At 56.9% G+C, this 20,790-nt stretch carries 15 protein-coding genes; 2 read left to right on the forward strand and 13 right to left on the reverse strand.

Features of this window, described 5'->3' with window-relative positions:
• Window positions 1-135 precede the first annotated feature (135 nt).
• The 4 genes from metH to rpmB all read right to left on the reverse strand — a co-directional run bounded on the left by metH (window position 136) and on the right by rpmB (window position 4,780).
• Entirely contained in the window at window positions 136-3,852 is a 3,717-nt protein-coding gene (gene metH, locus LAT75_RS00005) for a methionine synthase (protein WP_291480550.1), read from the reverse strand.
• Window positions 3,853-4,151: 299 nt separating this feature from the next.
• A complete protein-coding gene (locus tag LAT75_RS00010) occupies window positions 4,152-4,322 on the reverse strand; it encodes a DUF4295 domain-containing protein (RefSeq protein WP_291480551.1) in 171 nt (56 codons plus the stop codon).
• A 33-nt stretch (window positions 4,323-4,355) separates the two neighbouring features.
• Window positions 4,356-4,529, reverse strand: a complete 174-nt coding sequence (rpmG, locus tag LAT75_RS00015) for a 50S ribosomal protein L33 (protein ID WP_291480670.1) — start codon at window positions 4,527-4,529, stop codon at window positions 4,356-4,358.
• Window positions 4,530-4,546: 17 nt separating this feature from the next.
• Entirely contained in the window at window positions 4,547-4,780 is a 234-nt protein-coding gene (gene rpmB, locus LAT75_RS00020; RefSeq protein ID WP_291480552.1) for a 50S ribosomal protein L28, read from the reverse strand.
• Between the two features lie 265 nt (window positions 4,781-5,045).
• Here rpmB and LAT75_RS00025 point away from each other — a divergent pair, with 265 nt between their 5' ends.
• Together LAT75_RS00025 and LAT75_RS00030 are read left to right on the forward strand one after the other, a co-directional pair.
• Window positions 5,046-6,986, forward strand: coding sequence for a S9 family peptidase (locus tag LAT75_RS00025; RefSeq protein WP_291480553.1), 1,941 nt, complete (start codon window positions 5,046-5,048; stop codon window positions 6,984-6,986).
• A 169-nt stretch (window positions 6,987-7,155) separates the two neighbouring features.
• The gene (locus tag LAT75_RS00030) at window positions 7,156-8,250 is read left to right on the forward strand and encodes an SGNH/GDSL hydrolase family protein (RefSeq protein WP_291480554.1); all 1,095 of its coding nucleotides are present in this window, start codon (window positions 7,156-7,158) and stop codon (window positions 8,248-8,250) included.
• A gap of 455 nt (window positions 8,251-8,705) precedes the next feature.
• On the opposite strand, the gene LAT75_RS00035 is transcribed toward LAT75_RS00030, so the two are convergent.
• From LAT75_RS00035 to LAT75_RS00075, 9 genes are all read right to left on the reverse strand, one after another.
• Window positions 8,706-9,146 (reverse strand): PIN domain-containing protein, encoded by a 441-nt coding sequence (locus LAT75_RS00035; RefSeq protein ID WP_291480555.1) that lies wholly within the window; start codon window positions 9,144-9,146, stop codon window positions 8,706-8,708.
• On the reverse strand, window positions 9,118-9,369 hold the full coding sequence (locus LAT75_RS00040) for a DUF6364 family protein (protein ID WP_291480556.1): 252 nt from the start codon (window positions 9,367-9,369) through the stop codon (window positions 9,118-9,120). The genes LAT75_RS00035 and LAT75_RS00040 overlap by 29 nt, the downstream gene beginning before the upstream one ends.
• A gap of 194 nt (window positions 9,370-9,563) precedes the next feature.
• A complete protein-coding gene (locus LAT75_RS00045) occupies window positions 9,564-11,357 on the reverse strand; it encodes an efflux RND transporter periplasmic adaptor subunit (protein WP_291480557.1) in 1,794 nt (597 codons plus the stop codon).
• A 42-nt stretch (window positions 11,358-11,399) separates the two neighbouring features.
• Complete coding sequence (locus LAT75_RS00050) at window positions 11,400-12,749, reverse strand: TolC family protein (RefSeq protein WP_291480558.1); 1,350 nt, start codon at window positions 12,747-12,749, stop codon at window positions 11,400-11,402.
• A gap of 26 nt (window positions 12,750-12,775) precedes the next feature.
• Entirely contained in the window at window positions 12,776-16,558 is a 3,783-nt protein-coding gene (locus LAT75_RS00055) for an efflux RND transporter permease subunit (protein WP_291480559.1), read from the reverse strand.
• A 148-nt stretch (window positions 16,559-16,706) separates the two neighbouring features.
• On the reverse strand, window positions 16,707-17,192 hold the full coding sequence (locus LAT75_RS00060; protein WP_291480560.1) for a hypothetical protein: 486 nt from the start codon (window positions 17,190-17,192) through the stop codon (window positions 16,707-16,709).
• A 61-nt stretch (window positions 17,193-17,253) separates the two neighbouring features.
• A complete protein-coding gene (locus tag LAT75_RS00065) occupies window positions 17,254-17,472 on the reverse strand; it encodes a heavy metal-associated domain-containing protein (RefSeq protein WP_291480561.1) in 219 nt (72 codons plus the stop codon).
• Between the two features lie 223 nt (window positions 17,473-17,695).
• Window positions 17,696-20,119 carry a heavy metal translocating P-type ATPase gene (locus LAT75_RS00070; RefSeq protein ID WP_291480562.1) on the reverse strand — a complete coding sequence of 808 codons (2,424 nt, stop codon included), beginning with the start codon at window positions 20,117-20,119 and terminating at the stop codon, window positions 17,696-17,698.
• Between the two features lie 113 nt (window positions 20,120-20,232).
• Window positions 20,233-20,772: an AraC family transcriptional regulator gene (locus LAT75_RS00075; protein WP_291480563.1), complete on the reverse strand. Its 540-nt coding sequence runs from the start codon at window positions 20,770-20,772 to the stop codon at window positions 20,233-20,235.
• Window positions 20,773-20,790 lie beyond the last annotated feature (18 nt).

Consider the following 20,790-nt stretch of genomic DNA (forward strand, 5'->3'; position numbering starts at 1 on the left):
AGACCCTACTGATCAACAATCCCAAAAACGCTCCTGGCGCAGGGTTTATCAGGCTGACGCGAAAACAAGCGATGCCCACTGAATTCCCACCCAAAAAAAGAGCCCGAATTTGTTACGCAGATGAGATGAGGAGCCTCACGGCTCGTAGCCCAGCACCGGGGCCAGCCAGCGTTCGCAGGTTTCGACCGGCATGTTTTTGCGGCGGGCGTAGTCCTCAATCTGATCGCGCTGAATGCGGCCCACGCGGAAGTAGGCCGATTCAGGGTGTGCGAAGTAAAAACCGCTGACCGAGGCCGCCGGGTACATCGCAAAGGATTCTGTGAGGGTGATGCCCGTTGTTTCCGGTACCAGCAGCAGGTCGAAGAGCTTCTGCTTTTCGGTGTGGTCGGGGCAGGCGGGATAGCCCGGCGCCGGCCTGATGCCGCGGTACTGCTCCCTGATGAGGTCTTCATTGCTGAGGGCTTCTTCCGGGGCATAGCCCCAGCTTTGCCTGCGCACCTGCTCGTGCAGGTATTCGGCAAAGGCTTCGGCAAGGCGGTCGGCAAGCGCTTTAATCATGATGGCTTTGTAGTCGTCGTGCTCCTCTTTGCAGCGGCTTAGCAGCGCTTCGATGCCGATTCCGGCTGTAACGGCAAAACCGCCCATGTAATCGGGCAGGCCGCTTTCCTTCGGGGCGATGAAATCTGCCAGGGATTTATTCGCCTGACCCTCCCGTTTTTCGGTCTGCTGCCGCAGCATGCTGAACACGGTTTTTACCGAGGTACGGCTTTCATCGGTGTACACTTCCACGTCATCGCCCGCGGCATTGGCCGGGAACAGGCCCCACACGGCCCGGGCTTTGAGGCTTTTTTCGCGGATGATGTCATCCAGTAGCCTGTTGGCTTCCTGAAACAGTTCGCGCGCCTGCTCTCCCACCACCTCATCTTCCAGGATGGCCGGATACTTGCCGGCAAGCTGCCAGGTGATGAAAAAGGGGGTCCAGTCGATGTACTGCCGCAGCACGCTCAGGTCGGCATCTTCCATCACCTGAATGCCGGTTTGTTTCGGTATGGCAATGTCTTCGGCTTTCCAGCTTACGGGCGTCCGGTTCGTTTTCGCGGCTTCATAGCTGAGGTAGCGGTCGCGGCTGCCCTTGTTGCGGTGCCCTTCGGCCAGCATTTCGTACTCCTCCCGCACCGATGCCGTGTAGGCCGCCCGCATGCTTTCGGTAACCAGCTTGCCCACAACGGGCACGCTTCGCGAGGCATCGAGCACGTGAATTACGGGGCCGGAGTAGTGCGGCGCAATTTTCACCGCGGTATGGATGCGCGAGGTCGTAGCCCCGCCGATCAGCAGCGGCATTTTCATCCCGAGCCGCTCCATCTCCCGCGCCACGTGCACCATTTCATCAAGGGAAGGCGTGATGAGGCCGCTCAGGCCGATCACATCCACCTGCTGCCGCTGTGCTTCTTCCAGAATTTTTTCGGCAGGCACCATCACCCCGAGATCAATCACCTCAAAATTATTACAGGCCAGCACTACGCCCACAATGTTTTTGCCGATATCGTGCACATCCCCCTTTACCGTTGCCAGCAGCACTTTGGCCTTGGCGGTTGAGGTTTCGGCTTTGCGCTGCGCTTCTTCGATGTAGGGGATGAGCACCGCCACGGATTTTTTCATCACCCGTGCGCTTTTCACCACCTGCGGCAGGAACATTTTTCCTTCCCCGAAGAGGTCGCCCACCACGTTCATGCCGTCCATCAGCGGACCCTCGATCACCTGCAGCGGTTCGGGGTATTTGAGGCGGGCTTCTTCGGTATCGGCTTCCACAAAATCGACGATGCCTTTGAGCAGGGCGTGCTTGAGGCGCTCTTCCACGCTTTTTTCGCGCCATTCCAGGGTTTTGGTTTCCTTCACTTTGGCGTCGCTTGTGTAGCTCTCGGCGAAGTCAACCAGGCGCTCGGTTGCATCGGGGCGGCGGTTCAGCAGCACATCCTCCACGCGCTCAAGCAGGTCTTTCGGGATTTCGTCATAAACCTCGAGCATGCCGGCATTCACGATGCCCATATCGAGTCCGGCACGGATGGCGTGGTACAGAAAGGCCGAGTGCATGGCCTCACGCACGGGATTGTTCCCCCGGAAGGAAAATGAAATATTGCTGATGCCGCCGCTTACTTTGGCATGCGGCAGGTTTTCCTTAATCCATTTGGTGGCCCGGATAAAATCGAGGGCGTAGGAATTGTGCTCCTCAATGCCGGTAGCGACGGTGAGCACGTTGGGGTCAAAGATGATGTCCTGAGGCGGAAAGCCAACTTCTTCGGTGAGGATGCGGTAGGCGCGTTCACAAACTTCGGTTTTGCGTTCGTAGGTATCGGCCTGACCCTGCTCATCGAAAGCCATCACCACTACCGCGGCGCCGTATTTCATGATTTCGCGGGCCTGTTGGATGAAGGCTTCTTCGCCCTCTTTCAGGCTGATGGAGTTGACCACGCATTTGCCCTGCGTACTTTCGAGCCCGGCTTTGAGCACGCTCCATTTCGAGGAATCGATCATCACCGGCACGCGGGAAATATCGGGCTCGCCTGCCAGCAGGTTCAGGAAGCGGCGCATCAGCGCTTCCGAGTCGAGCATGCCCTCATCCATATTGATGTCGATAATCTGCGCACCGTTTTCGACCTGCTGCCTTGCCACGGAAAGGGCCTCATCCAGATTGTCTTCCTTAATGAGGCGGGCAAAACGGGGCGAACCGGTCACGTTGGTGCGCTCCCCTATGTTCACAAAATTGGTTTCCGGGGTGATGATGAGCGGTTCCAAACCCGAAAGGGAGAGCAGTTTCGTAGGCCGGGGCAGTTCTCTCGGGCGGGCTTTTTCGGCCTGACGGGCAACAGAGGCGATGTGTTCGGGCGTTGTGCCGCAGCAGCCGCCGACCAGGTTCAGGAAGCCGTCGTCGAGGTAGCCCCGGATGGCATCCCCGAAAAATGCGGGCGACTCGTCGTACTCGCCGAATTCATTCGGTAGGCCGGCATTGGGGTAGAGGCTCGTGAACACGTGCGAGCTTTTGGCCAGCTCCTGAATAAACGGCCGCATTTGTTTGGAGCCGAGGGCACAGTTCAGCCCGATGGAAAGCAGGTTGGGCGTGTGCATGAGGGAGGTCCAGAAGGCGCGGGTCGTCTGACCGGACAGCGTGCGGCCGCTCTGATCTACGATGGTACCGGAAATCATCACCGGCAGCGAAAGGCCGGTATCCTGTGCGTGCTGCTGAATGGCGTAGAGCGCGGCCTTGGCATTCAGGGTGTCGAAAATGGTTTCCACCAGCAGGATGTCTGCGCCGCCTTCCACCAGCCCCACGATCTGCTCGTAGTAGGCACCGGCAAGTTCTTCAAAAGTGACGGCCCGGAAACCGGGATCATTTACATCGGGCGACATTGATAGGGTGCGGTTGGTAGGGCCCATGGCACCGGCCACAAAGCGGGGTTTGGTGGGGTTGCGCGCGGTGAAAGCGTCGGCGGCTTCACGGGCAAGTCTGGCAGAGGCTACGTTCAGTTCGTGGGTGAAGGCTTCCTGCTCATAATCAGCCAGCGAAATCCGGTTTGAGCTGAAGGTGTTGGTCTCGATCATGTCGGCCCCTGCCTCCAGAAAAGCTTCATGAATACCCCGGATGATGTCCGGACGGGTGATGCTCAGCAGGTCGTTGTTTCCCTTCAGGTTTACCGGCCAGTCTTTGAAGCGGTCGCCCCGGAAGTCTTCTTCTTCCAGCTTGTGCTTCTGAATCATGGTGCCCATAGCGCCGTCGAGCACAAGTACACGTTCCCGAAGAAGTTCACGGAGTTTTTGAAGATTTTTTGATTCGGAAACGGAGGTGCGTTGCATCATAGCGAAATTATATTAGTCGGATAGTACTTAAGCCTGAAAAGAGCTGTCGGGCGGCATTACAATATCAAAATTCTTTTAAACCGGATTTAAACAAAGGAACGTGTTTTTGAATTCAGGCGGAAATATACAAATCACAGCACCGCTGCAAATTGCTGCTGAAAACCGGTTACTGCCGCAGATTAAAATAAAAAAAGGCTGCATTCACATAGGAATACAACCTTTTTACTCACTACAACTACAACTACAACACGTTCTTAGGGCGGTGTAAAGAGTTAAATGGAGGCAAAAACAGATAAATATCAGGAGCGGTTAGCGGAAATGAAGTCACTGATCTTATCAGCTTCAACAATCGCTTCCTTAAATTTTGGGCTGCCCTGAGCTGTTTTCTGACCTATAATTACTTTCGCCATTTTACGCTGAGACATTTTGGCGGCAAGTACTTTTTCACCGAATGATTGCTTCTTAGCCATTACTGAATACCTTGCGGGTTAAGAATGAATTGCTTATTTGATTTCTTTGTGCACAGTGTGCTTGCGCAGAACAGAATTATACTTCTTCAGCTCCATACGGCCGGTGGTCGTTCTGCGGTTTTTGGTCGTAACATAACGGGAGGTACCGGGCTTTTCGGTGCACTCCAGAATTACCTGAATGCGATTACCTTTTGCTTTTGCCATGATGCTGCTCGTTTAGCGAATTAGATTTTGGTGAGTAAACCGTTCTTTTTCAGTACGGCGTAAATACCATTTTTATTGATGGTACGAAGCGTTTTCGAGCTTACCTTCAGGGTTACCCAGCGGTCTTCTTCCGGAATGTAGAATTTTCTTTTCTGAAGGTTAAGGTGAAAAAGACGCTTGGTCTTGTTATTCGCCTTGGAAGAACGGTAGCCGTTCATGGCTTTAGACCCTGTAATATCGTCTCTGCGTGACATGGGATATCTTTTTTTGGATGGGATATACTTGGTTACAAAGGAAGCTTTGCAGCACCACACTGCGGATTGCGTAAGTGTCTGCTGCAAAGCTTCCTGTTTTTATACAGATTGCAAAAATAAGAGGATTTGAAATCAAAACCAATTTTATTTCATCCCTGCTATACAGGCCTTATTTTGAAGCAAAACACAAGGCTGCGTTTTTCTGCTCTGCCACGCGGCTTTTCCGCTTATTTCTTATACACCCAATCGAATTTGATCATTTATAATGGAAACTGAAAACAAACCTCTGCCCGGGAATCCGTCGCTTGCCTCCTCAACCGAAGAACTGCTTGCTCTTGCTGCCAAAGACACGGGCACCTACCGCTACTCTGTAGAAGACTACTTCCGCAAACCCGCCCTCTCGGCCTTTCAGCTTTCTCCCGGCGGCACATGGATTGCCTACCGCGAGCGCGATGAGCGCGGCCGCCGCCCCATTTTTGCCCGGCATTTTGAGACGGGGGAAGTCCGTAAGATTCTGGACGAGGGTGATGAGCTCATCGACGGATACATGTGGGTAACCGACAGCCGCCTGCTGTACGTGCAGGACAAAAGCGGGGATGAAAACCATCAGCTCTACGGCATCAATGTGGACGGCACCGGCTTTCAGGCACTCACCCCTTTCGACGGGGTGAAGGTGATGCTGCTCAGCCAGCTGAAGGAAGATCCGGAGCACATCATCATACAAATGAACAAAGACAACCCGGAGCTTTTTGAGCCTTTCAAGATTAATGTGATTAGCGGAGCGCTGGAGAAGCTTTTCACCAACAACGACCCCGTATCGCCGGTAACAGGCTACCATTTCGACAAAAGCGGCCGGCTGCGGGCCTTCACCCGGCAGGAAAACGGTACCGAATACGTGCTGCTGTACCGCAGAGATGAAGCCTCCGGCTTTGAGGAAATCCTGCGTACCGGCTGGCAGGACAGCTTCGACCTGCTCGGTTTCGATTATACATCTGAAAATCCGCACCTTGCCTTTGTAAGCTCCAACCTTGAAAGCGATACCGCAGAGCTGATCCGCTACGACCTTGCCGCCTGTACAAAAACCGAGACCCTGTTCCGGCACGAGACCTACGACGCCGGCGGACTCAGCCTTTCCCGCAACCGCGGCTACGAAATTGATTTTTATTACTACACCGGCGAGAAGGATGTCATCATCCCCGTGAGTGAAACCTACACCAAGCTGCATGAACACTTCACAGCCTTTTTTGAGGGGCAGGAATTCAGCGTTGCAGGCAGAACGGACGATGAATCCCGCTACCTGCTGTATGCCGGCAGCGACCGCAGTTACGGGGCCTACTTCCTTTTTGATACCGGCACCGGCAGTTTCGAAAAAATCGCCGACCTCATGCCGCACCTTGATGCAGCACACATGGCTGCCATGCGCCCGGTGCAGTTTACGAGCCGTGACGGCCTCAGCCTGCACGGATACCTCACCCTGCCCGCGCAGGCAGAAAGGGGTGAGAAAGTGCCGCTGATCGTGAACCCGCACGGCGGTCCGTACGGTCCGCGCGACGAGTGGGGCTTCAACCCCGAAGCGCAGCTTTTTGCAAGCCGCGGCTTTGCGACCCTGCAGATTAATTACCGCGGCTCAGGCGGCTACGGCAAAAAATTCTACCTCGCCGGCAGCAAACAAATCGGGCGCCGCATGCTCGACGACCTCGAAGACGGGGTAGCCTTTGCCCTCAAAAACTTCGCGATCGATGAAAAGCGCATCGCCATATACGGCGGCAGTTACGGCGGACTCGCAGCCCTCGGCTCCCTCGTTAAAACCCCTGAGCTGTACTGCTGCGCCGTCGATTATGTGGGCGTCTCCAACCTGTTCACCTTCTACAAATCCTTCCCGCCCTACTGGAAACCCTTCATGGGTCAGCTGCGCGCACAGTGGTTCGATTTTGAGGATGAATCCGATCAGGAAATCATGAAACAGGTTTCCCCGGCTCTTAATGTGGATAAAATAACCCGGCCCGTGTACGTGGTTCAGGGCGCCAACGACCCTCGGGTGAACATTCATGAATCGGATCAGATTGTCGAAAACCTGCGCGCCCGCGGTTTTCACGTACCCTACATGGTGAAATACAACGAAGGGCACGGCTTTCAGCACGAGGAAAACCGCATCGAACTCTACAAAACCATGCTCGGCTTTTTTGCCCTGCATTTGAGCAGCTGAGTTTTTAAACGAATTTTCGCTGCCTCAGTCGGAAACACTGCGCTTTCAATCTAACCGGTAAACAGCCCGTGAAATGCACTGCCTCAATGTCCGCATCAAAAGGAAAACGCATTTCACGGGCATCGTAACCTTCTGCTGAACAAACCTTTCCCGCAATCCGGATTCAATCATGATCAAAAATCTTGCAGCATTTTTTACGGGACTTTTGGCGGCCTTAATCATAGCAGAGGTTTTGCTGCGGTTATGGAGTCCCATTGAAATCCGGGTGAGGGGCAACCGCATCATGCTCCCATACGAGAGGATTTATGAATTCCAGCAGGTGGATATTCCCAGGCTTGATGAGCAAATCAGGCATACCAAAAACAGTTTAGGCTTCAGAGGTCCGGAACCAGATGGCAAGCCGCATGATGTGGCCCGGATCATCGCAGTTGGCGGAAGCACTACTGAGGGTTTTTATCTGTCTGATGGCAAAGATTGGCCCGCCGTTATGGCTTCTGCACTAAATGCGGCAGGACATGAAGTGTGGGTAAATAATGCCGCAATGGACGGACACTCTACAATAGGACATCTCATCCTCCTTGAAGATCATCTGCTTCCCCTGCAGCCCGATTTCATCATCCTGAAAGCAGGTCTGAATGATATTGGCAGAAGCGACAGCTATGAACGACGAGTCAGGTCCGGGCTACGGTTTTCATCGGCTGCTGAGTTCGTCAGGTCTGCTTCATATTACAGTGAAGTCGTAGCTACGGGCCTGCATCTTTACAGGATTTACCTTGCAGGAGACGCAGGGGTCAGACATCAGTTTTTAGACCTAAAACAACAGCCGGTGTTTGAAGAAATTGACCGTGAAGAAGCCGAACGTGCCCTTGCCTGGCATGCCTATTATTTTACAGAGCCGTACCGGAACCGCCTCAGCCGTTTTGTGGAAATGTCTCTTGAATCGGGCATTATGCCCGTTTTGGTAACACAGGCAATATTAGCCGGCGAGGGAACCGACCCGTTAACAGGTGTTGATTTAGCTAAAATCGAATACAGAGGAGGAAGCGGTTATCAGCTGTGGCGTGTGCTGCAGCTGTACAACGAAACGACCCGCGAAGTTGCCCGGGCCTATGGCATTCCCCTGATTGATTTAGCTGCAAAAATGGGAAAGTCATCTGAATATTTTTATGATATGTTCCATTTCTCCAATGCGGGCGCGGCAGTTGCAGGTACCATTATCGCTTCAGGAATGACTGACATTCTGGTTCACGGCAAGGCGGAGTAAAGCGAAGCATGTTATCTTCCGCATCCTGCGGGCATTAGGCCATTCAGCAATTTTTATGCGTACCTTTTTTGATTTTCCTTAATGCAGCCTGACCGTTTCCATTCTTACTGCTTTATCAGCCCCGAACATCATCAACTAACTTGATCTTCGGTGCTCATTCCCCCAGCCCCTACTCAATGCGCGCGATCACATCGCCGCACATGAGCATGATTTCCGGCAGGTAGGGGTTCATGATGGGCTCTTCGGCGCTGAGCCGGTGTGCGCCCTCGTCTTCGAAGGCCATCGGGCAGTATTGGTGGTACACGACGCCTTCATTTCAATTTCAAGTTCCCTCAGCACAAACAGGCGCCATGCCTTTGTAGCAAACCTACTTCGCTAAAAAAACCACAAAGCCCCCCGTAATGCAGCTTCCGGGGGGCTTTGTGGTTTTTTGGGAGGAAGTCAGCTCCTGAAAATCATTTAAAGAAACTCATAAACTCAGCCGGCGTCATAACCGGTAATCTTTTTTCTGATTTTTTGTAGTCTGAAATATTTCTCGTTATGAAATAATCAGCGCCATGATTCAGCGCGGTAAAATATTGCAGGGCATCTTCTTTGTCGCGGAATTCTGATGAAATGGCCTGAAGCATTACCGGCCTTCCTCCACTCAGGATATCACAGGCTAAGATAAAATCATAAAGCTTATCCGAAGCATTTTCAATCTTGTAGATTTCAAAAGAAAGATAAATCAATGTTGCCAGGCTGCTTTCGGAAATTGCCAGTTTGGCCTTGTTCACAGATGCGAGCTCCAAAATCTTTACAGATTCATTAAAGTGCGGCTCACGTTTCGAAATAATGTCAAAAGCCACATCAGCGTCCAAAAAAAGTTCAGGCAAATTTCCTTTGAACATATTCATTTAAGAGCTTTTGATCTTCCTTTGATCGGATCGACTCCGATTTCTCTAATGCCAGAAGCAATCTTTTAGCGGCACGTTGCTGATCCGTTTCAACTCCTTCATCGTGATATGAACCCATAACTTCTTCAAACATTTTGGAAACAGTAACACCCTTCCTTTTAGCTCTGCGTCTCACAGAGCTAATTACCTCTTCTTCTACGGTAAGTGTCAGCTTTTTTTTCATAAGAGCATGGGTTTTGTGATAAATACCTGTTTCTTATCCATTCTACGAAACGGCAGCATGATTTACAACATATCAGGTTCCCGTCTTGAGCTTTTTCCCGCTGTACTCCGGGTTTTGTAAGTGAGGAAGTTCACCGCAGCCCCGACCGGCTTCAGATCCGGCCGGGTCTGCGGTGAAGCTCATTCCCCTGGCCACTACTCAATGCGCGCGATCACATCGCCGCACATGAGCATGATTTCCGGCAGGTAGGGGTTCATGATGGGTTCCTCTGCGCTGAGCCAGTGTGCGCCCTCGTCTTCGAAGGCCATCGGGCAGTACTGATGGTACACTACGCCGTCAACACCGAACTGCCGTACGGCGAGTACCATCTGATCCGAAAGATGACGGAACTGTGCCCGGCCGTCCTCAATATCGCCGGCGGCCAGCAGCAGCTCAACGTGTGCGCCAAGGGCACGGCTGAGCCCCCGCCACGGCTGCACCATATCAACCGGCAGCTGCGCCCGGTCCAGCCCGGCAAGCTGCTCCTGAAAAGCTTCAAAGGCCTGCACCGAGGCCGTGAAATCAGATTCAACGTAAGCCTCTTTCCCTTCGAGATAGGTTCGGGTGAGGCGGGTGAGCCCGGTTCGGAATGCTTCAGGTACATCCCGGAACCGGCGTACTTCGGCGTGGTCGCCGTGCCCCTGCCGCACCGGCTGCAGGCCGGGTCCGCGGTTCATCATGCTGAAGCGGTCAGCCAGCTGGAAAGCGCTGTCCAGCTTAAAGGCCCCGCTGAACACCACCCGCTCGCCAGCTTCGAGGCCGTCTTCAATCACAAAAAAATCACCCGCCCGCAGCCCGAGGGTCACTTCGCGGCTTTCAAAGCGAGGGGTTTCGGCTTCGGTGTCTTCCACAAAAACCACCGATCGCGGCCCGGTCCAGAGTACCGCGCTTGCCGGCACCATCAGCTGTGTTTGGGACAGGGTGATACGTGCCGTGGCCTGCACCAGCTCTCCGGGGCGCAGCTGCGCATCGCGGTTGCTCACCGAGGCCCGCAAGCCCGCTGTGCGCGTGCGCTCATCCACCATCGGATCGATGAACTCCACAACTGCCCCGCTCAGCTCACCCGCCCGGCCGCGGCGGTGCCAGCTGATTTCGGTGCCGGTCTCGATCCACGGCAGGTCTTCTTCCCAGGCTTCGAAACGCAGCCACACCTGTGAGAGATCCGCCACTTCCATCAGCACGGTGCCCTGTGCTACATAGGCGCCCTGCTCCACATTGCGGCGCATGAGCACGCCGCTGACCGGCGCGAAAATTTCGAGCTCCTGCCGCACGCGTCCGCTTTCAAGAATGGCGTCGATCTGCGCCTCGCTCAGCTCCCACTGCAGCAGCCGTGCCCGTGCCGCCCGCAGCAGCTCAGGGTGCTGCGCTGCCAGCCGCTGCGCCTCGAGCAGCTCCTGCTGTGCACTCACGAGCTCGGGTGCATACACCCGCGCAAGCAGCTCACCCCGGCTTATCTGCATGCCGGTCTCAGCCGTGCGCAGGTAGGTGAGGCGCCCGGGGAAATGGGCACTCACCCGGTGCAGGCGGCGCTCATCGGGCACTACCCGGCCCGGCAGGCTAAGCTCGCGCACCGGCTGTGCCGACACCACTTCCGTAGTGCGGATGCCCGCAAGGTGCACGGCGGCTTCACTCATGCTGAGCTCGAAATCGCCGCCGTCATCGGCGGAAGCCGGGGTAAGGTCCATCGCACAAATCGGGCACAGCCCGGGCCCCTCCTCGCGGATGGCCGGGTGCATGGAGCAGGTCCAGACCGTTTCAGCCGCAGCTGCGGAACCGTTACCGGCTTCCCCGTGGCTGTGCGCGTGATCATGATCGTGGCCGTGGCCGTTATGCGCATCATGATTATGACTTCCGCCAAAAATCAGCCATCCCAGAAAAAGTCCGGTCAGCAGTACGCCCGTAAGCAGCAGCAGTGTTTTTTTATTCCATTCCATCATTCTAAAAATCAAAAAGTTAATCGTTCGGGATGTGAGCCTATTTTCGGGTGCGGCCTACTCAAGGCTGAGCACCAGTTCCAGCCAGCTTGCGGTTTCGCGCTCGATGCGGGCCAGTTCACGCTCCGCGCGGAAGCGGGCTTCAAGCCGGTCGGTGCGGGCTTCGAGCCAGTCGCGGCGCAGCTGCAGCAGCTCCCTGAAGCCCGTTTCAGAGGCGGCGTAGCTTTCCAGCTGCAGGCGGTAGAGCTGCTCAAAAGCCGGCTGCAGCTCCTCATCGTAGAGGCTTACCGCCCGCCGGGCTTCGCGCCAGGCCGACTGCAGGGTTTCCGCTCGGGCGACCATCCGAAGCCGGGCCGCCTCGCGGTTTTGTTCGAGGGCCTGCATGCCGGCGCGGTACTCGTCACGCCGGCCGTCGTATTTGCCTCGCCACAGCGGCACGCGCACGGTCGCCATCCCGTAAAAAGATTCCTTCATGGCGGGCATCATGTTCATGGTGCCGTAATCGCGGCCCATCACCTCAAATCCCAGACCGAATTCGGGCAGCCCCATGCGGCGGTTTTGCTCCATCGCGTGCTCCAGGGCCTGCGTGCGCTGCGTGTATTCGCGCAGTTCCGGCCGGTTTTGCAGCAGCTGCAGGGTGATGTGTTCCGGGCCTGCCACCAGCTCCCGAAGCGGCACCTCAGCCCGAAGATTCAGCGGTCGCTCAGGCGCGCGCTGCAGCAGCGTATTGAGCCGGGTCTGAAGCGGAAGCCGGGCATCCTCCACGTTCTGGATGCGGGTCTGCAGCCGGCTGCGCTCCATCTGCAGGGCGATGCGCTCGGTTTGGCGCGCGAGCCCGGTTTCGTGCCGTGCCGCCAGCCAGTCTTCGAGCTGTGCGAGCAGGGCCAGCTCTTCGTGCAGGAGCTGCTCCCGCTGCCCGTTTTCGGCCAGATCGAGCCAGCCCAGCTGCACCTCAAGCACCAGATCGAGGGCGGCCTCCAGATGGCGCTGCCCTTCGGCGGCGGTGAGCTGTTCCTGCTGCCGCTGCGCTGCGCTCAGGGTGCCAAACCAGGGGAACATCTGCATGGCCGAAACCGAGAAGCGCCCCAGAAGCTGACTCTCCTCCGCCGGATTAATGAAGTAGCCCAGATTAACTTCCGGGTCGGGCAGCGACCTCACCTGACGCTCCCGGCTTGCCTGCGCCTCAATCTGATGCGCCGAGGCCGCAAGGGCCGGGTTAAAGCTGAGGGCTTCCAGAATCAGGGCTTCGGCTTCAGCCGGCAGCTTTTGATCGGCCACCTGCTGCGCCAAAGCGGAACTTCCGGCGGCAGGCAGCAGGGCAAGCAGCCCGAAAACGGCGAGGAGCTTCCCCATCCCCCGAAAAAAAACAGCGGAGGCGGGAATGGCCTTGTTTTTTGTAGTATGCATGATTGTTTTCATCATCATCATAAAAATCAGGGTGATGTGGTTTCGGCCGGAGCCGGAATCACGAAATCGGGGCGGTATTCGGCGGCAATGGCGTAGAGCAGGGGCACCATGAAAAGCGACAGCAGCAGGAACAGCACGCCGCCGAACAGCGGTATGGCCATGGGCGTCATGATTTCGGCGCCGCGGCCGGGCGAGGTGAGGATCGGCAGCAGGGCCAGCAGGGTGGTCGCGGTTGTCATCAGGCAGGGACGCACCCGGCGCAGACCGGCTTCGATGGCCGTTTCGATGATTTCAGCGCGGCTGTCGGGTCGTTTCTCGGCAAACAGCTGCCGCAGATAGGTCGCCTGCACCACGCCGTCATCCACGCCTATGCCGAACAGCGCAAGGAAACCGACCCACACGGCCACGCTCAGGTTCACGGTACCCATGCCGAACAGGCCGCGGATATCCATGCCAAGCAGGCTGAAGTTCATGAACCAGGGCTGCGCCCACAGCCAGAGCATGAGGAAACCGCCGGCCCATACCAGCGCAATGCTGCTGAAGATGATGCCGGTTTGGGTAACCGAGCGGAACTGCAGGTAAATCAGCATGAAGATGAGCAGCAGGGTTACCGGCACGATCACCAGCAGCCGCTGCGCCGCCCGCTGCTGATTGCGGTACTCGCCCTCAAGGGTGAAGCTGACGCCCGCCGGCACTACGAGTGCGCCCGAGGCGATGCGCCGGTCGAGATGGCGCTGCACGTTTTCGGCCACCTCCACGGCTGCAAAACCCGGCACCGCATCGAAGGTGACATAGCTGTTCAGGAAGGTGTTCTCGCTGCGGATGCTCATCGGGCCGGTCGCGAAGCGAATCTCCGCCAGCTGACCCAGCGGAATCTGACTGCCGTCAGGGGCGGGTACCAGAATGAGGGCGATGTTCTCCGGGTTGTCGCGGTACTCACGGGCATAGCGCACCCGCACCGGATAGCGCTCGCGGCCTTCAACGGTAGTGGTGAGGGGCATGCCGCCAACCGCGATGGAAATCACCTCCTGCACCTGCTGCACGGTAAGGCCGTGCCGGGCCAGGGCTTGCCGCTGCAAATCAATTTCGAGGTAGGGCTTGCCCACCACGCGGTCGGCAAACACCGAAGCTGCGCGAACGCCCTCAACCTCGCGGATCAGGTGCTCGAGCGCCACGGAGAAGTCATCAATCGTTTGCAGATCGGGGCCGCTTACCCGGATGCCGATGTTGGCGCGCATGCCGGTTTGCAGCATGATGATGCGGGTCTCGATCGGCTGTAGTTTCGGGGCAGTGGTTACACCGGGGATGGTGGCCGCGGCGGCTACTTCGCTCCAGATGTCATCAACCGAGCGGATGTGATCGCGCCACTGCCGGTAGAAGCGCCCGCGCCGGTCGGGGATAAGGCCGCCGTTTTCGTCCCGCACAAAGTTTCCTTCGCGGTCAACCCGGAAGCGGATGCGCCGGCCGTTTTCGTCGGTCCTGAACTCCGGATGATAGGTCACCACATTTTCGAACATGGAAATCGGTGCGGGGTCAAGGGCCGACTCCACGCGCCCGATTTTGCCCAGCACGCCCGACACCTCAGGGATGGAAGCCACGCGCATATCCATGATCTGCACCATTTCGGCGACCTCCGCCATGCCGGCGTGCGGCATGGTAGTGGGCATTAGCAGGAAGGAGCCTTCATCGAGGCGGGGCATAAACTCGCGGTTAAGGCCGGGGAAGGTGTGCGAGGCTGACTGCCAGAGCCCGGTTTCACGCAGCTCCCAGCCGACTGATTCCGCAGCCGTAGCCGGCAGCTGAAATACCCGGCTGAAGCCCAGCCACGACAGCGCGCCGAAAAACAGCAGCAGCACCGGAAGCACAAAAAACAGTGCTCTCCGCTGCATAAAAAACCGCAGCGCCCGCTCATACACGCGCATAAATCCCCAAAACGAAAGCAGCACCAGCGCCACCACAAAAACAAGAAACAGGGTGTTAATCAGCCGGCTGTTTTCGGGGCCAAGCGGAAGCCAGCTGTCTGACATCAGCCAGCTCAGCCCCAGCACGATGATGACGGTGTTGGCCAGGCTGAGCAGGCCCGGCTTGAGGCCCTTAACTTCAAAGGCGCGGAGGAGCCCTGTGAGGCCCAGCCCCAGCAGTATGAAGCCCGCCCACGGCAGCAGCCAAAAGGCCGCGAGGCCGCTCACCACAAGCAGGGCGCTCCAGATTTTTTTCCACAGCAGCTTGTCGAAGCGGGCCGTGAACAGCCAGTACGCAAACGCGGGAATAATGGTGAGGGTGATGACGAGCGCGGCCAGCAGCACAAAGGTTTTGGTGAACGCCAGCGGACCAAACAGGCGGCCTTCCTGCGCTTCCAGCAGAAATACGGGCAGAAAGCTGATAATGGTGGTGAGCAGGGCCGTAACGATGGCGGGGCTCACTTCCTGCGCGGCTTTGGCAATCACTCCGATGCGGCTTTCGGCCAGGGGCGCATCCTCCAGCCTTCGCAGCATATTTTCGGTAAGAATGATGCCCATATCGACCACCGTACCGATTGAGATCGCGATACCGGCCAGGGCTACTACGTTGGCTTCTACACCGAAATGCCGCATCATGATGAAGGAGATGAGCACGGCCACAGGCATGAGCGCGGAAACCAGCAGGGCGGTGCGCAGGTGCATCACCAGGGCGATGATTACGATGAGCGTAATCAGGATTTGCAGGGTGAGGGCCTGCTCCAGGGTGCCGAGGGTTTCAAGGATGAGGTCGCTGCGGTCGTAGAAGGGCACGATGCTGACCTGCGAGCGGGTGCCGTTATCGAGGGTGCGTACCGGCAGACCAGGGGCAATTTCTTCCATTTTGGCTTTTACCGCCTCAATCACCTGCAGCGGATTTTCACCGAATCGGGCAACGACCACCCCGCCAACGGCTTCGGCGCCTTCGAGGTCGAGCATGCCCCGCCGCTGCGCCGGACCCGTAGTGACTTCGGCCACATCGCGGATGAGCACCGGCACATTGTTGTTCACGGCTACCACGCTGTTCTCAATATCAGCGAGACTGCGGATGTAGCCGAGGCCGCGCACCACGTACTCAACGCGGTTCATTTCGAGGGTGCGGGCGCCCACATCGAGATTGCTCTGCCGCACGGCATTGGCGATCTGCGTTACCGTAACACCGCGCTCACGCATGCGCACGGGGTCGATATCCACCTGATATTCCCGCACGAAGCCGCCAATACTTGCGACCTCCGCCACGCCCGAAGCCGAAGAAAGGGCGTATTTCACCTGAAAATCCTGAATGCTGCGGAGCTCATCCAGATCCCAGCCCCCGGCGGGGTTTCCGTCGGGGTCGAGCCCCTGCAGGGTGTACCAGAACACCTGACCCAGCGCGGTGGCATCCGGACCGAGGGAGGGCTGCACGCCTTCCGGCAGGATGCCCGCGGGCAGCGCATTCAGCTTTTCGAGGATGCGGGCGCGGCTCCAGTAAAACTCCGCATCATCCTCAAAAATGATGTTGATGGCCGAAAAGCCAAACATCGAGTTGCTGCGCACGGCCCGCACGCCGGGCAGACCTAACAGCTGCGTTGTGAGGGGGTAGGTAATCTGATCTTCAATATCCTGTGGCGAGCGGCCGGGCCACTCCGTAAAGATAATCTGCTGATTGTCGCCGATATCGGGGATGGCGTCAACGGCAACGGGATCGCGGGGCCAGATGCCCAAATCCCAAGCGAAGGGCGATGTAGCGAGGCCCCATCCCACCAGAAAAAAGAGCAAAAGCGCGGCAATAAGCCGGTTTTCCAGAAAAAAACGAATGGTTCGGTGAAGCATAAGCTGCTGTGTTGAAATGGAGAAAAGCGTGGAGCGCACATCCAAAGCGGACCATACCGGGGCATGGCAGCAAAGCTGACGGGTTTGGGGGGATGTGCGAAAAAAAGCTGAATGCGGGCTTCAGAGCCCTTCAGTCAGCGGCGCTTTCTCAAATCAGATAGCAGCAGTTTACGACACGCAGCGGGAGGGCGGCTGCGGGAGGGCGGATCAGATCGCCGGAAGGTCGGGGAGCGGAAAACCGGGGGAGGGAAGCCTGCAGGGCTTCATCAGCGGTATTGTGCTGAAGCAGCGGAAAAAGGGGGAAGGATTCTTTTTGCGGAACAACGACCCTTTTCAGGATTTCAGCGAAATTGGGCGCATCAGATGCCAGGCTGAAAAAGCAGTCGCACTCCGTACAGCAGGCCGGCACAGCTGCGGATGGTTCGCATCCGCGGGTGCGCTCATCAATGCTAAAAAAAGGGGTAAGTCCGGCAAGCAGGGTTTCACCTGCAAGCTGAGCAACGGCTTCGGCCTGTTCAGGGCAGCAGCTCATAAGCGCGGCCCGCTCCGGGGCTGGGGCAGCAGTTTCCGGGCAGGGCAAACCGGCATACGCAGCCACGGCTTCTGCGGCAGGCAGAACCACGGAAAGCATCATCCAAAAACTTATGAAAATGCTGACTTTTGACCGTAATGAGTTGGTATGCCCTTTCATCGGTTTAGTTTACTACGTCGGGTCCTTTGTAGGTAAAGCCGCTGGCTTCCACAATTTCAGCTACCATTTCTTCGGTAACCTTTCCGGCTATCATAGCGATGCCGTTGGTGTGATCAACTTCGGCTTTTTCGATTTGCGGGTGCTTTTCAAGCTGTTTTTTCAGACGGGAGGAACAACCGTTGCAGGTCATTCCTTCCACCCGAATGCTTAGTGTGTCTTCCATAATGAGAGTTGTTTGTTTAACCAACCATCATCACCAAAACAACAAGAAGTGCAAGCCCTACTTTCAGGGCGGTCATTTTGTTCTTTCTCATGGCAATACCCTAACTTGCTTATTCGTGAGTCCTTAGCGTGCTGACGAATATAGTTAAGTAAACCATGACTGGCAACCTGATGGCCGGATAATTTAAAATTAAGTTGGCTGGCGGTTAATATACTCATTTTGCTTACAATTTCCGGATACGCAGGCTGTTGCCGACTACGCTCACCGAGCTCAGGGCCATGGCAAGGGCGGCAAACATGGGGCTGAGTATGCCAAATGCCGCAAGCGGTATGCCCACAGTGTTGTACACAAAGGCCCAGAAAAGGTTCTGCCGGATGATCCGGAGCACGCTCCGGGAAAGTGTGATGGCCTCGGCAACCTTGCCGAGCGAAGCACCGGCAATGGTGATATCAGCTGATGAAACCGCGAGGTCGGTGCCGCTGCTCAGCGCAATACCGAGGTCGGCCTGTACCAGCGCTGCCGCATCGTTGATGCCGTCGCCCACCATGGCCACATGCTTGCCCTGCTGCTGATAGTGCTGCACAATCTGCGCTTTCTCGTCGGGCTTCACGCCGAAGCGCACTTCCTCAATGCCCAGCTTTCCGGCTACGTAACGCGCCGTTTTTTCCTGATCGCCGGTAACCATCACCGGCATGATGTTCATGGCTTTGAGCTGCTTCACAAATGCGGCCGCATCTTCGCGGGGCTCATCGCTGATGCTCAGCAGGCCAGCCGTTTCGCCGTCGATAAGCACAACCAGAACCGTGCGGCCGGCTTCCTGCCAGGTATCGATTCGGGCCTGCACATCCGCACTTGTCCCGCCCAGCAGCTCTACAGAGCCGATCTGCACTTTTTCCCCGTTCACCACTCCGGTAATGCCGGTTCCGGCCTGCGTCTGCGTACTTTCCGCGCGGGGCATGTGCGGCGCTTTTTGCTTTGCGTAGCGCACCACAGCCTGCGCGATCGGGTGATCGGACTCCTGCTCGACGGAGGCCGCAAGGCTGAGCAGCTCCTCCTCCGGCAAACTTCCCGTGGTGAAGATGCCGGTGAGCTGCATTTCGCCGGTGGTGAGGGTTCCGGTCTTATCGAGGAGGATTACGTCGGCCTTTCGGGCTTCTTCCAGGGTAATGGCATCTTTTATGAGGATGCCTTTCTCTGCCGCCCGGCCTGAGCCGACCATAATGCCGGTGGGTGTTGCCAGCCCCAACGCGCAGGGGCAGGCGATAATGAGCACAGCCACCATGTTGACCACCGCTTTTGCGGGGTCGCCGTCCAAGAACATCCAGGCAAGCAGGGTGATGAGGGCAATCACAATTACGACGGGTACGAATACGGCAGCGACTTTATCCACCAGCCGCTGAATCGGCGGCTTGGAGCCCTGCGCGCGCCGCACGGCCTCGATAAGACGGGCCAGGGCTGTATCTTCGCCTACGGCAGTAGCCTTCATCCGGAAGGACTGATTTGTGTTGCGCGTGCCGCCGGTTACGGCATCGCCGGGGGTTTTGTCGGCCGGCACGCTTTCACCGGTCATCATCGATTCATCAAGCGAGGGGCTGCCGCTGAGCACTTCACCATCAACCGGAACCTGCTCAAATGCCTTCACGAGCAGCTCGTCGCCCGTGCGCACCTGATCGAGGGTGATGGTTTCGGGCTGCCCCCCGGCACCGATGCGGTGCGCGCGCGGCGGCGTGAGTTTGAGGAGCCCGCCCAGGGCATCACGGCTTTTGTTTCGGGCGCGCTCTTCCATCCACCGGCCCAGTAAAATGAGGGCGATAATCACAGCCGCGGTATCGAAGTACACATCCATCGGTTCCACCAAACCGCCTTCGCGCCCGAAGAAAGTCGCATAACCGCTAAACAGGAAAGCCGCGCCGGTACCCACGGCAACCAGCACGTTCATGTCGGCGCTTTTGCGCTTCACCGCTTTCCATGCGCCCGTAAAAAACTGACTCCCGGCATAAAACATAATGAAGCCGGTAAGCAGCAGCTGCGCCAGATTCCATTCAAACATAACCGGATGGATGGCCTCATGCCAGGCATGGATGAACATCGGGCCCATATCCATCACACTTACGAGCAACGCCAGCGGCAGCGCGATAAAAAACCGGCGCCGGAAAGTGGTGCCCTCCGTTTCTGTGGGTGAAGCGGTAGTAGTGTTTCCGGTGATGGCTTCTGCTTCGAAACCCGCTGCATCTACGGCTTCAATTACGGGGTTCAGGTCGGGCTCATCCCGGAAAAAGCGGGCTTCGCCGGTCGCGAGATTCACCGAAACGTCGCGGGTGCCCGGCACCCTGGCGATGGCCTTCTCGACACCGGTTACGCAGCTCGCGCAGCTCATGCCGGTAATTTTCAGGCGGTGCTCAGCGGGCTGCTGTTTTTTTGTTTCGGGCAGTACCGCTTCGAAGCCGGCATCGTCAACGGCCTGCATCAGCCGCTCTTCCGAAATTTTGCCGGCCTCGTAAACCACTTCGGCCTGATTGGTCGCCAGATTTACGGAAACTTCTTCAACGCCCTCAACCCGGCTGAGGGCTTTTTCGACACCGCTCACGCAGCTCGCGCAGCTCATGCCTTTGATATCGAATCGGATGCGGGAGAGGGTTGCTTCCATAGCAAAACGGGCTTTTGGCTTTCGGGATGATGACTCCTTAAGGTAGGCACTTTACCGGGCCCGGGCGTTCGGATTTGCCGCTACTTTGTATATATTTTTTGGGTGATGCGTTTCTAAATCGCATCCAGTGAGCGGCGTTCCCCGCCCTTTTGCCGCCAGGCCGTGGGGCTGAGGCCGGTCTGTTCCCTGAAGCGGGCCGAGAAGTGCTGCGAGGAACTGTAGCCGAGGGTGAGGGCAATTTCACCAACGCTGAGGCGGTTGAGAGCGAGTAATTCTTTGGCGCGTTCGGTGCGCAGCTTCTCATAAAACTGCGTGATGGTGTGTCCGCTTGTTTGGGTGAACTGCCCGCTCAGGTAGCTGTAGTTTTTGTTTAGCTTGCTGCTTAGCCAGTCAGAAAGCAGGCCCGGTGCTGCCCCCGCCTCGATTTGCTGCTGAAACCTGATGATCTCACTTTTGATCTGAGCGCCCAGCTGTTCGTCGCCCGGGGGGATAAGCTCAAAGCCTTTTGCACGAAGATCCGCTTCCAGCTGCTCCAAAGCGGCCTGTTCCGGCGGACTTTGCAGCACGGCTTCACCCAAACGAACGGTCTCCTGGCGCAGCCCGGCATCGCTCAGGCTTTGCTCCACCGCATCGATACAGCGGGGACAAACCATATTTTTTATGCTGAGGAC

Source organism: Cyclonatronum sp., assembly GCF_022565315.1.
GTDB lineage: Bacteria > Bacteroidota > Rhodothermia > Balneolales > Cyclonatronaceae > Cyclonatronum.